Origin of the sequence: Halobacteriovorax sp. DA5, from assembly GCF_002903145.1 — a bacterium.
GTDB lineage: Bacteria > Bdellovibrionota > Bacteriovoracia > Bacteriovoracales > Bacteriovoracaceae > Halobacteriovorax_A.
Map to the genome: position 1 here is coordinate 289698 of NZ_PPDJ01000003.1, position 12227 is coordinate 301924.

A 12227-nucleotide genomic window follows, 5' to 3' on the forward strand; every position below is an offset into this window, starting at 1 on the left:
TTAAAATTACACGATAAGTCACTATATTTTGTTGTTTTTGTTGGTTGGGCCATAGGACCAAATAAGGCCCTATTAACCAGTAATTTAATGGACGATCCCTTTTAAATTAGGTACTTTCAATGCCAATACAAAGGAGACACAATGATTAAACAAATTGCCGTTATTGGAGCAGGGCAAATGGGGCGTGGAATTGCTCAAGTTGCTGCTATGAATGACTATAAAGTTTTTATGTACGATATCAGTGCCGAGGGTCTTGAGTTCGGTCACAACTTTATCAAAAAGCAATTAGACAAAGGTGTTTCAAAGGGGAAGTGGGAGCAGTCTTACGTTGAGGCGACTCTTGCAAATCTTACGACAACTTCTGATATGGCCGACCTTAAGGATTGTGATCTATTCATTGAAGCTGCAACTGAAAACAAAGAAATCAAATTTAAAATCTTTAAACAATTAGATGAAATTGCAAAACCTGAAGCGATTCTTGCTTCGAATACTTCTTCAATTTCAATTACTGAAATTGCTGCTGCAACTTCTCGCCCAGCGAAAGTAGCAGGAATGCACTTTATGAATCCAGTTCCTGTAATGAAGCTTGTTGAAACAATCACAGGGCTTGAAACAAGTTCTGAAACAATCAACGCTGTGGAAGAAGCTGCTCAGAAAATGGGGAAGACTGTTGTACGCGCAGACGACGTAGCAGGCTTTGCTGTAAATAGAATTCTTATGCCAATGATTAACGAAGCTTTCTATACACTTTATGAAGGTGTTGCTGAAGCTAAAGGTATTGACGATGCAATGAAGCTTGGATGTAACCAGCCAATGGGTCCATTAGAACTTGCTGACTTCATCGGTCTTGATACTTGTCTTGCAATCATGGAAGTTCTTCACGATGGTCTAGGTGATACAAAGTATCGTCCATGTCCACTTCTGAAAAAATATGTAACTGCTGGGCGCTTCGGACGTAAAGTAGGAAAGGGTGTTTATGAGTACTAATTTTGAAACAATCTCATTTGAAAAAATGGGTGATATCGGAGTTTTAAAAGTAAACCGTGAGAAGAAGTACAATGCTCTTAACTCACAAGTTCTTCATGAACTAAAAGATTTCCTATCTTCACTAAGCGAAAATCATGACCTTAAAGGGATGATTTTTACAGGTGCTGGAGAGAAAGCATTTATTGCTGGTGCCGATATCGCAGAGATGAGTGATATGAGTGTTGATGAAGGACATGACTTCTCAACTCTTGGACAAGATGTAACGCTACTTTTTGAAAGTCTAAATATTCCAGTTATCGCATGTGTAAATGGTTTTGCACTTGGTGGTGGTTGCGAAATGGCAATGGCATGTGACTTTATCTATGCAACTAATACTGCAGTATTTGGTCAGCCAGAAGTTAAGCTAGGTCTAGTTCCAGGCTTTGGTGGAACACAAAGATTGTCTAAGCTTATTGGTCGCAATCGCGCCAAAGAAATCATCTATACTGGACGCAATGTAGATATTAATGAAGCAAAAGAAATTGGCCTTGTTGTTCGTTCATTTGAAACTCAACAAGAAATGCTTGATGAAGCAATGAAGACACTTGAGTCTATTGCAAAGAACTCACCAAATGCTGTAGCCATTTCAAAAATGCTTATGAATGAAGGAAACGACCTTACTGTTGAAGAAGGTCTAGATATTGAAGCTCGCCACTTTGGTGATATCTTCTCTTCTTACGATATGAAAGAAGGGACAGCTGCTTTTGTTGAAAAAAGAAAACCTGTATTTAAAGGGGAATAATAAATGATGTTAAGTGACTACCAAGAACTTAGAGACCTAGTTTCTAAATTTGCAGACAGTGAAGTTGCGCCACTTGCGGCTTCTATTGATAAGAATGAAAAAATTCCAACTGAGCTTGTTGCTAAGCTTGGTGAAAACGGATTCCTAGGTTCATATGTTCCAGAAGAGTACGGTGGAGCAGGTATGGATTACGTTTCATACTCAATTATCGTGGAAGAGATTTCACGTGCTTGTGCTTCAACAGGGGTACTAATCTCAGCTCACACATCTTTATGTGTTTATCCAATCTTAAACTTTGGTAATGAAGAACAAAAGAAAAAGTATCTTCCAAAGCTTGCTACAGGTGAGCATATTGGTTGTTTCTGTCTATCTGAACCAAATGCAGGAACTGATGCTGGTTCATTAACAACTTATGCAGAAGATAAAGGTGACTACTACGAGATTAGTGGAACTAAGAACTTCATTACAAATGGTAAAGAAGCGAATATCGCTGTTGTTTTTGCAAAAACTTCTAAGACTGATAACTATAAAGGAATCTCTGCATTCATCGTTGAATGTGACTCAGAAGGTTTCGAAGTTATGAAATGTGAAGATAAGCTTGGGATCAAAGGATCTTCAACAGCTCAAATCGCATTTGATAAAGTTAGAGTTCCAAAAGAAAATTTACTAGGCGAGTATGAAAAAGGTTTCAAAATTGCGATGAATACACTTGATGGTGGACGTATCGGTATTGCTGCTCAGGCCCTTGGGATTGGTGAAGCTGCATTCCGTTATGCAAAGCACTACTCAAATGAAAGAGTTCAGTTTGGTAAGCCACTTCACGCTCTTCAAGCGATTCAATTTAAACTTGCTGATATGAGTACAAAACTTGCTGCGTCTCGTCTTCTAATTTGGGAGGCTTCTCGTAGAAAAGATAATGGTGAAGAGTATTCACTACAATCTGCTCAGGCAAAGCTATTTGCAGCTGAATCGGCAATGTGGATTACAACTCAAGCGATTCAAGTTTGTGGTGGTAATGGTTATACAAAAGAGTATCCGGTTGAGAGATTCTTCCGTGACGCTAAAATTACAGAAATTTATGAAGGGACTTCAGAGATTCAAAGAGTGGTTATCGCTGCTAATGAGCTTAAGAGCTTAAAGTAGATAGTTGTTCAATTGAAAGAGAAGTGATACGGTTTTAACTTGTTATGTTAAAGAAAATCTTGGAGAAAGTAGGCATGGCCAAAAAAACTACTAAGAAGAAAACAGCTAAGAAAGCTGCGAAAAAAGTTGCGAAAAAAACGACTAAGAAAACAACTAAAAAAGCAGCACCTAAGACAGCTAAGAAAACAGCTAAGAAAGCTGCAAAAAAAGTTGCGAAGAAAACAACTAAAGCAGCAGCTAAGAAAGTTACAAAAAAGACGGCCAAAAAAGTTGCCAAGAAAGTAACAAAGAAAGCGGCTAAAAAAGTAACAAAAAAAGTGGCCAAAAAAGCTGAAAAGAAAGTCGCTAAAAAAGTTGCAAAGAAAACTACAAAAGTAGCAGCAAAGAAAGTTGAGAAAAAGACTACTAAAGCTGCAGCTAAAAAAGTTGCAAAGAAAACAACTAAGGTAGCAGCTAAGAAGACAACTAAGAAGGCTGCAGCTGAGAAAAAAACAACTGCAAAGAAAGCAACAACAAAGCCAACAAAAGCGAAAGCAAAGAAGGAAGAGGTTGTTGTAGAAGTTGAAGAAGAAATCGTTGAGGTACAACCAGAGCTTTTTGATGAAGATGAAATCGAAGAAGAAGAGCTTGAGGTTGCTGGTGAAGACGAGATTTTAGAAGAAGAGGACGAGGAAGAAGAAGTAATTAAAAAGACTCCACTTCCGGCAACTGAAGAAGAAAAAGTTGAAGAAGTATTCAGACTTGCTGAAACTTTAGACTACTTCCTAGGTGATACAGATGAGTGTTTAGCAAAAGGATGTGATAATCCTGCGACTACAGCTGGTTTCTGTCGTCTTCACTATATTGGATATTGGAAAGAAATTAAGAATAAGATCTCAATTCTTGAAGAAGGAATGCTTCAGAAATATGTAAAAGAGATTATTGGTAAGTACCCGATAAAAGTTATTGATGAAGTTCTAAAAGATCTTAATGATGATAAGGCATTCGTAGATGTTCTTCGTGAGATGGATATTGAAGCGGATGAGAGCTTTGACGAAGTTGATGATATTGATGCAGAAGACGATCAGGATATCGCTTTTGAAACTAAGTCATCTGTTAAAGCTATTATGGATGAGGAATAGCGTCATTGTTTGCCCAAAGGCAAACTATTGGACGCTATGCCAGCTCCCCAATCTTTAGCTAGAAAACTAATTCAACAAGCCGGGTTCAAGCCCGGCTTTGTTGTCTCAGGAGCAATGGGAAAACTACCGCAAAGAAAACGATATTTTCACAAAGTGAAAATGAGTAAATATTCTTTCTTACATGACCGAAACACGCGAGCTACGCTCTTTGTTTCTTAGGTCACATTCATCTCTGCTTCAAAACTGCCCTTTGGGGCACTTTTGCCGCAGGATGTGTCTCAGGAGCAATGGGAAAGATGTCGCAAAATAAAAGCGACACTTTAGCGAAGCTAAAGTTAGCGAATAATCTTTCTCATATGACCGAAACACGCGAGCTACGCTCTTTGTTTCTTGAGTCACATTCATCTCTGCTTCAAAACTGCCCTTTGGGGCACTTTTGCCGCAGGATGTGTCTCAGGAGCAATGGGAAAGATGTCGCAAAATAAAAGCGACACTTTAGCGAAGCTAAAGTTAGCGAATAATCTTTCTCATATGACCGAAACACGCGAGCTACGCTCTTTGTTTCTTGAGTCACATTCATCTCTGCTTCAAAACTGCCCTTTGGGGCACTTTTGCCGCAGGATGTGTCTCAGGAGCAATGGGAAAGATGTCGCAAAATAAAAGCGACACTTTAGCGAAGCTAAAGTTAGCGAATAATCTTTCTCATATGACCGAAACACGCGAGCTACGCTCTTTGTTTCTTGAGTCACATTCATCTCTGCTTCAAAACTGCCCTTTGGGGCACTTTTGCCGCAGGATGTGTCTCAGGAGCAATGGGAAAGATGTCGCAAAATAAAAGCGACACTTTAGCGAAGCTAAAGTTAGCAAAACTCTCGCAATGAAAAGCGACACTTTCACGAAGTGAAAGTTAGCAAAAAAATTTACTTAAAAAATCAGAATTACTTAGAAACCTACTCACCCTTAAATAAACTTAAAAGATAAGTGTTAATATCACCAACATCTAGTGTGGCATCATCATTTGAAGATTCAGAATAGTCCATTCCTGTGGTCGCAAATTTTTCATTAAGATCATCTGCAGAGTAACCAATCGATCCTAGATCAACTCCCATCTCTTTGTACTTTTCACGATTCTCTTCCGAAAGGATAGAGTTTTTCATCTCCATTGCTAGAGCACGCGTGTTTCGTTGAGTATCTTCGTTTTCGTCTCCACTACGAATTTCCAGGTATGAAGAAACGATATTATTAAAGTGTACGAGCTTAGAGAAATTCTCGGCTTTTTTCTGCGTTTTTTCTGCTAGTGCCGCTATGGTTTCAAGATCTTCAATTTCGCTAAATTCATCACCCTTTGTTGTATGTTTTTTGATTTCATCACTTAGAGATTGAAGAATAGCATCTTTCTTGGCCTCATAACGTTTTGCAATTTGATCCTTTACACCTTGAACAGTTGCAAGATTCTTAGCTTCATCCTCAGTGTAACCTTCTTCAATAAGAAGTTTTGCAACTTCCTCTGGATTATCTTCGATATCTTTTAGTCTTTGTAGTGTAACTTCTTCTTGTACCTTTAGCTCTCCAAGAAGAGAGTACTGTTCTTCTCTATTTGATGAAAGAAAGTTTTTACATGCCTCTGCATCAACGATCTTGCCATCTTTGTAACATTCTTCCATTGCTGCAATCTCTTCTTTTTGTCCTTTTGCAACAGCGTCCATTGCTTCACCAGAAGAAATCGTTGTAAGAGCATCAATACTCTCGTCTGACTTTTCTCGTGAATCATACATTTTTACATTTGATAAGCTATCTGTGCCTTGAAGTTTTTCAAACTTCTTTGCGATACCATCTGTTGTTGTAATACTTTGTCTTGCTAACTCAATATACTGAATGACGTTACAGGCTCTTGGGTATGAGTAGCGAACAAGAGAATCACACTTATCAACTTTTTCGTCACTATCTTTACCTGAAACATGTTTTGCACAAGTATTTATGATATCTGCACGAACGATCTTTTTCTCGCCTTGTGTGTTATTCGGGTCGGAGTTGAAAACTTTGAATTCTCCACCGGCAGCACCTGCGTAGCAAACAGCGTTGATATTACCAATACATGCTTCCCAGTTACTTGCAGATTTTAGAACTTGTTTTTGTTCACCGGTATTTGGATCTGTTCTTATGATAGTTTCATTTAGGCCAACGAGGTTTTCATTTTTAACTTTTTCTCTTACCGATTCATCTTCAGAAATGAGAGGGTAACCATAGTTCTTTGATTCAATACAGTAGCTCGTTGCTGCTGAGATAATATTTTTACCAAGTTGCGTTTTATATAATTCAAAGAATGTTTTTTGACTTGCGATTTTATCGTATTGGCCAGTTTTACTATCAAATTCTCCGTAAAGGGCCTTTTCAAGCTTTTCGATAAGAAATTGTTTTAAGGTTTCAAGTCCTTTTGATGTTCCTTTGGCCGTATCCATTGTTGTACGATAGCGCCCGGATCCATCTTTTCCACTCTGCTTCTCAACTAGTTTGTTGATTTGCTTAAGTGTTCCTTCATCGGCTTGAATTTTTCCCCATAGACAATTTCCAACTTCAACACCATTAAATGATGTTTTCTCTGATTCCTGTCGATAGCATTCGGAATACATATCCTTGACACCAGGAACACTCATGGCACTTTCAAACATCGGGTTCTGACTTGTTAGAACTTGAAGATAACGTGCTTCTTGATTGTCATTGCTATTTTTTGCAACGGCACTAAAGCTTAAGCTCGTTAGAATGAATAGGGTTTTTAACCTCATAACCATATTATACTACTCGGTTATTTGGGCAGATAACTTTAATTCAATTTGATTTAATTTAATGTGATTTTAGTAGTTTAGGAGATTAAAAAAGAGAGGTGAGTTGCAAAGAAATTGAGGACTTAGCCGTCCTCTCCAATAGCTTCTACTGGGCATGCCTCAAGAGCAGACATACACTCTTCAAGTTCAGCATCATTTGAAGGCTGAAGCTTAACGAAGGCATGGCCTTCGTCGTCATTCATTTCAAAGAAGCGAGGAGCCTCCATCACGCAAGCATCACAGGCGATGCATTGGTCATCAACATAGAACTTTCCATCTACATTTTGATCAAATTTTGCGCTTTTGTCGGCCATCTCACTTCTCCAAATTATTTAAAATTACTGTGGTAATTGTGCGTATTTATTTTGCTTAAAAGTATATTCTTTTCCTAACTTATCTAGCAGAGTTTTTAGAGTTTGTTGAGCACTAATATTAGTAAGTGCGTTCACATCATAACCCTTTGAATCTGTTGATTTTGCAGGAGTCGTAGCAACAATTGTTGTTTGTGTAGCGTCTTCAAAAGTAAATAGACCCGAGTCTTTTGTGAAAACTTCAGCAACTTGTTTCTCATCAAGTTCACCTGTTGGTCCAGCACCTTCAAGTTTATTGATATTGATTTCTTTAATACCAAGTCCGTACTTCTCTTCAAGTGACTTAAGTGCTTTTGAGTTTGAAGCTGCTTTTTGTACTTCTTTAATTGCTGTTGCCATTAGAGGAGCAACATCTTTTTCTTTTTGAAGAATTTCTTTTGCAATATCTCTTTGGTGATCTTCAATTTTTGCAACTACCGCTTCTTTACGATCTTGAGCGTAAATGATGTGGTAACCATATGAAGTCTTAACTGGCTGAGAGATTTCACCTTTCTTAAGAGCAAATGTTGCTTTTTCAAATTCTGGAACCATTTGTCCACGCTTAACCCAGTTAAGGTCTCCACCGTTCGTTTTACCTTGTGGCTCTTGAGTATATTTCTTAGCGAGAGTTACAAAGTTCTTAGTGTTAACTTCTTTTCTGATCTTGTTTGCTTCTTTAAGTGCTTCTGCTTCATTTCCATTTTCAGTAGAAATTAAAATATGTCTTGTTCTAACTTGCTCAGGTTGACTAAGTAGAGGCAGCTTGTCTTTAAATAAAGATTCTACTTTAGCCTTATTAGCTTCTTCTTTTAGAAAAGCTGTAATATCTGAAGATGAGATTGTTACAAGCTTTCTTACGTTTGCACTTTTGATTGTAATAATCTTTGCATTTCTCTTGTCATTGTAAAGTTCATTTAATTCTTTAGTAAGAGCTTTTGAAACAGGAACATGTTGAACAATGTTTTGTAGTTTCGTCAGTGCAATTCTTTCTTTTTGTTCTTCTTCATAATTTTCTGGAGTGAACTTGTTATATGAAAGAAGAGTTTTATATTTATTGATATCGAACTGCTTATTTGTTTGGAAGTAAGAAGTGTTTTTAATTTCATTAATTACTTCATCTTTTGAAACAAGAATCCCAAGATCTTCAGAAAGAACAACTCTTAGTTTTTGGAAAACTAAATTTCTGATCGCGTTGTCATAAACTTTATATTGGCTCATTTGTTGAGAAGTAAGAGGTTGGCCTCCACCAATAAACTTTGAGTAAAAATCAGATTGTCTTTGTACTTCCATGTTAAAGTCGCGAACCTTAATATCGTGACCAGCAACACTACCAATTGAATCAGGTGTTCCCGTATTGAAAAATGGGCCTGAAACCATGAATGAAATAACGATAATTCCGATGAAAAGAGTCAGGAATATCTGCGATGATTTTTTCTGAAAATTAGATGACATTTTACCACTCCATGTAATTTTAATTTTCGTTATTATCACTTAAATATGCTACTCCGTAAAGAATATTGGCAGTTTAAATAATCCTGTGTACTCTTTTAATATAAAAAAAAATAGCAACTTAGGATTAGAATGAAGCTAATTGCATCGGAAGGATCTCGAACCAAATTAATCATAAACCTAGTTGTTCTATCACTTGCATTTTACGGCGTGTCAAAGCGTAAGGCACCTTACAAAGAAGCCTCAATTTTTGAAAATGTTATGATGGACACGTTGGCACCTCTTCAAAGAGGCATTTCAAATGCATACAAGAATGTAGCTTCGTTCTTTGAAGACTATATGCTTAATGTTAATGCGTCGAAAGAAAATGTTACTTTGAAAGAACAAATTGGTTCGTTAAAGCAGGAAGTATTTGCGTTAAAGCAATTAGAACAAGAAAACCAACGCCTGCGTCAAATCTTAAATTTTGGTAAAAAAATTAAACATGAAATGATTTCTGCTCAAGTTGTGGCATGGGACTCTTCAAGTGACTTTAGAGTTATTCGTATTGATAAAGGTTTCAAGGATGGTATTAAGTTGCAATCTACAGTTGTAACTTCAGATGGAATCGTTGGCTACGTTTATCGTTTAACAGATCACTTTGCCGACATTCTAACAATACTTGATCCAAGTAACCGCGTTGATGTTATCGTAAATCGCACACGTTCATACGGTATTCTTGAAGGTTATTCTGGATGGCGTACTGTGATGAAGTATGTGGTACGTACAGATCCTGTTCGTTTGAATGATCTTGTTATTACTTCAGGACTTGGAAATATTTATCCTCGAGGAATCCCTGTTGGGATTATCACAAAGATTGAACGAGAGAGTTATGGGATTACTCAACACCTAGAAGTAACTCCAACTGTCGACTTTTCAAAACTTGAAGAAGTCGCTGTTCTTGTTCCTTCAGAGGACCAAGACAAGAAACGTGTGGAGTGGGAAGCTCTAGAGAATAATGCTCAACAAGGAGATGGGAGATGATTAAGTCTTCAGATATCCCAATTCGATTATTAATAACTGTATTAATCCTAATTGTACTAGAAGTTTTGGCCAGTGCTTTCTTACCACTATTTGGCCTTAACAAATACATGATTCCATTTAATGTTCTTCTTGTTCTTTATATTGGTTTTAAATTGGAAACTCCGTATCTTGCAATTATCATTTTAATTCTTCAATTAACTCATTCACTTTTTTCAATTGAAGGGTGGGAGTACGGAACAATTTCGGGAATCTTAATTTGTATTGTGATTGGATACCTAAGAGATCTTCTACACTTTACAAGTAGCTTTATCACGATGCTGACAGTTTTTCTCTTTCAGGTTCTGTGGTTTTTTATCAGTTCATCACTACTATATTTAAAGTTTGATAGCTTCGATTATATTGTGCAGAAATTTTGGCGCTTTATTCCTGAGAGTATTATTTTATCTTTATTAGCTCCTATCTTCTTTTCATTACTTGATAAAGTTTGGAGAACGAAGAGTGAAGGCCTTATGGGGAATAATGTCTAATGTTTGCTGAAGAAGAAGTAGTTCGGTCTCATAAGACTAGGGCCGACATTCTATTTACTTTAATTACACTCGCGTTTGCGATTATTTTAATACGTTTATGGTACCTTCAGATTTACCAAGGTGATCTACTGTATCAATATTCAATTCAAAACCGCTTAAGAAAAGAAACAGTTAAGGCACCAAGAGGAATGATCTTTTCACGTAATAATCAACTAATGGTTGATAACGTACCTCGTTTTGACTTAGTTATTATTCCACAATACTTAGACAATAAGAAAGAGACGATTAAGAAGCTTGCTAAAATTCTTGAAATGACTGAGAAGGAGATCTACTCAACTCTTAAGAAATTTCGTGGGCAAGCACGCTATCGTCCTGTTCGTATCAAGAAAAATATTTCTAATAAAGAAGTGGCCATCATTGAAACAGAAAATGAGAAGCTTCCAGGTGTTCAAGTTGAAACATTTATTTCTCGCGAGTATCGAGATAAGGAAGTAGGCTCACACTTGCTTGGTTATATCGGTGAGATTTCTCAAAACCAACTACCTCGTTATCGCAAAAGAGATAATATTGATTACAAGCTTGGAGACTTTATTGGTCAAGCAGGTGTTGAAGAAAGATTTGATCAGGACCTTCGAGGAGAAGATGGTTATCAAATTATGGAAGTAGATGCTAGAGGGCGTATGCGCCGTTCTATTGGAACTAGTAATATTCTTGCGGGCATTGAAAATAAGAAAGCAACACCAGGAAACAACCTAAGATTAACAATTGATCGTGATATGCAAAAAACTGCTTATAAATCCTTAGAGGGGAAAGTTGGTGGTGTTGTTGCTGTTGACGTTAGAAATGGTGAAGTCCTAACGATGGTATCTCGTCCTTCATTTGATCCAGGGCAGTTTTCTAAGGGGCTAACTTCAGAGTATTGGAACTCTCTTATTAATAATCCTGACCGTCCACTTCGAGATCGTACAATCCAAGATCACTATGCTCCAGGTTCTACATTTAAAGTTTTTACAGCGATTGCTGCTTTAGAAGAAGGCATCATTAAAGCTAAAGATGAAGTTATGTGTGGGCCACGCTTCCGCCTAGGTCGTCGTACTTATAATGACTGGAAAAGATCAGGACACGGAATAACTGATTTATACAAATCTCTAAGAAGATCTGTTGATGTTTATTATTATAAGATCGCAGTTGAATTGGATATTGATGTACTTGCAAGATATTCGAGAATGTTTGGGCTTGGTGAGAAGACAGGTATTGCACTTCCAAGAGAAACAACAGGTCTAATTCCTACTCGTGAGTGGAAAGAGAAACGCTTTGGAGAAAAGTGGCAAGATGGTGAAACGGTAAGTTGTGTTATTGGACAGTCTTATGTTTTAACAACTCCACTTCAACTTGCTGTTTCTTATGCTGCGATTGCAAATGGTGGGAAGGTTTATAAGCCTCAAATCGTTAGAGAAGTTTTTAATAATAAAGGTGATATCATTAAAAGCTATAAAGAAGATCTAGTTCAAACAGCAAAGGTGAGTGAACAAACTCTGATTGATGTAAGACAGGGTCTTTATGAAGTGGCCAACCACCCAAGAGGTACTGGCTGGTGGGTTAGAGGTACTGGTGTAAAGATGGCCGGTAAGTCTGGTACGTCTCAGGTTATCTCGATGAGTACAACTGAGCTATTTCAAAAATGTTCTGAGAAACCATATAACCAGAGACACCACGGGTTATTTGTGGCTTTTGCTCCATATGAAAATCCTCGTGTTGCAGTTGCAGCTGTTGTTGAACACGGTTGTTCTGGATCAGGTGCTGCAGGACCTATTGTTCGAAATGTTCTAACGACATATATGAAAAAGTATATGCCAGATCTTCATAAGATTTATGCCAAGGAAGATCGCAAAATCATGTCAGACTTCTTCGCTGATAGAAGAAAAAAGCGTGAAGAAGCGGAAAGACTTAGGGCCGAAAAAGAAAAGAAGAATGAAGATTCTGATGGTGATGACGAAGGTCAAACTGAAGACTAAAAAAGTGAG

General features: G+C 37.5%; 10 protein-coding genes. 7 read left to right on the forward strand and 3 right to left on the reverse strand.

Translation table 11 applies throughout. The features are described from left to right. Positions 1-141: 141 nt before the first annotated feature. The 4 genes from C0Z22_RS08060 to C0Z22_RS16100 all read left to right on the forward strand — a co-directional run bounded on the left by C0Z22_RS08060 (position 142) and on the right by C0Z22_RS16100 (position 4032). Positions 142-987, forward strand: coding sequence for a 3-hydroxybutyryl-CoA dehydrogenase (locus tag C0Z22_RS08060; protein ID WP_103217847.1), 846 nt, complete (start codon positions 142-144; stop codon positions 985-987). Further along, positions 977-1768, forward strand: coding sequence for an enoyl-CoA hydratase/isomerase family protein (locus C0Z22_RS08065; RefSeq protein WP_233189710.1), 792 nt, complete (start codon positions 977-979; stop codon positions 1766-1768). Before C0Z22_RS08060 ends, C0Z22_RS08065 begins: the two co-directional genes overlap by 11 nt. Positions 1769-1771: 3 nt before the next feature. Beyond that, positions 1772-2911 (forward strand): acyl-CoA dehydrogenase, encoded by a 1140-nt coding sequence (locus tag C0Z22_RS08070; RefSeq protein ID WP_103217849.1) that lies wholly within the window; start codon positions 1772-1774, stop codon positions 2909-2911. Positions 2912-2985: 74 nt separating this feature from the next. Continuing rightward, positions 2986-4032 (forward strand): hypothetical protein, encoded by a 1047-nt coding sequence (locus tag C0Z22_RS16100; protein ID WP_199177539.1) that lies wholly within the window; start codon positions 2986-2988, stop codon positions 4030-4032. 950 nt (positions 4033-4982) lie between these two features. Here the strand turns inward: C0Z22_RS16100 and C0Z22_RS08085 are convergent. The 3 genes from C0Z22_RS08085 to C0Z22_RS08095 form a co-directional block, all read right to left on the reverse strand. Further along, a complete protein-coding gene (locus C0Z22_RS08085) occupies positions 4983-6815 on the reverse strand; it encodes a hypothetical protein (RefSeq protein WP_146037840.1) in 1833 nt (610 codons plus the stop codon). 122 nt (positions 6816-6937) lie between these two features. Beyond that, positions 6938-7168, reverse strand: a complete 231-nt coding sequence (locus C0Z22_RS08090; protein ID WP_021268351.1) for a ferredoxin — start codon at positions 7166-7168, stop codon at positions 6938-6940. Between the two features lie 24 nt (positions 7169-7192). Then, entirely contained in the window at positions 7193-8656 is a 1464-nt protein-coding gene (locus C0Z22_RS08095; protein WP_103217852.1) for a SurA N-terminal domain-containing protein, read from the reverse strand. 129 nt (positions 8657-8785) lie between these two features. Between C0Z22_RS08095 and mreC the strand changes: the two genes are divergently transcribed. The 3 genes from mreC to mrdA are packed head-to-tail and all read left to right on the forward strand — an operon-like array spanning position 8786 to position 12218. After that, a complete protein-coding gene (mreC, locus tag C0Z22_RS08100; protein WP_103217853.1) occupies positions 8786-9676 on the forward strand; it encodes a rod shape-determining protein MreC in 891 nt (296 codons plus the stop codon). Further along, complete coding sequence (locus C0Z22_RS08105) at positions 9673-10203, forward strand: hypothetical protein (protein WP_103217854.1); 531 nt, start codon at positions 9673-9675, stop codon at positions 10201-10203. The genes mreC and C0Z22_RS08105 overlap by 4 nt, the downstream gene beginning before the upstream one ends. Next, entirely contained in the window at positions 10203-12218 is a 2016-nt protein-coding gene (mrdA, locus tag C0Z22_RS08110; RefSeq protein ID WP_103217855.1) for a penicillin-binding protein 2, read from the forward strand. The genes C0Z22_RS08105 and mrdA overlap by 1 nt, the downstream gene beginning before the upstream one ends. Positions 12219-12227 lie beyond the last annotated feature (9 nt).

What these genes read in the sequence shown, in the direction of transcription:
- C0Z22_RS08060 (WP_103217847.1), top strand. Translation starts at nt 142, where the DNA reads ATGATTAAACAAATTGCCGTTATTGGAGCAGGGCAAATGGGGCGTGGA.
- C0Z22_RS16100 (WP_199177539.1), top strand. Translation starts at nt 2,986, where the DNA reads ATGGCCAAAAAAACTACTAAGAAGAAAACAGCTAAGAAAGCTGCGAAA.
- C0Z22_RS08090 (WP_021268351.1), bottom strand. Translation starts at nt 7,168, where the DNA reads ATGGCCGACAAAAGCGCAAAATTTGATCAAAATGTAGATGGAAAGTTC.
- mreC (WP_103217853.1), top strand. Translation starts at nt 8,786, where the DNA reads ATGAAGCTAATTGCATCGGAAGGATCTCGAACCAAATTAATCATAAAC.
- C0Z22_RS08065 (WP_233189710.1), top strand. Translation starts at nt 977, where the DNA reads ATGAGTACTAATTTTGAAACAATCTCATTTGAAAAAATGGGTGATATC.
- mrdA (WP_103217855.1), top strand. Translation starts at nt 10,203, where the DNA reads ATGTTTGCTGAAGAAGAAGTAGTTCGGTCTCATAAGACTAGGGCCGAC.
- C0Z22_RS08085 (WP_146037840.1), bottom strand. Translation starts at nt 6,815, where the DNA reads ATGAGGTTAAAAACCCTATTCATTCTAACGAGCTTAAGCTTTAGTGCC.
- C0Z22_RS08105 (WP_103217854.1), top strand. Translation starts at nt 9,673, where the DNA reads ATGATTAAGTCTTCAGATATCCCAATTCGATTATTAATAACTGTATTA.
- C0Z22_RS08070 (WP_103217849.1), top strand. Translation starts at nt 1,772, where the DNA reads ATGATGTTAAGTGACTACCAAGAACTTAGAGACCTAGTTTCTAAATTT.
- C0Z22_RS08095 (WP_103217852.1), bottom strand. Translation starts at nt 8,656, where the DNA reads ATGTCATCTAATTTTCAGAAAAAATCATCGCAGATATTCCTGACTCTT.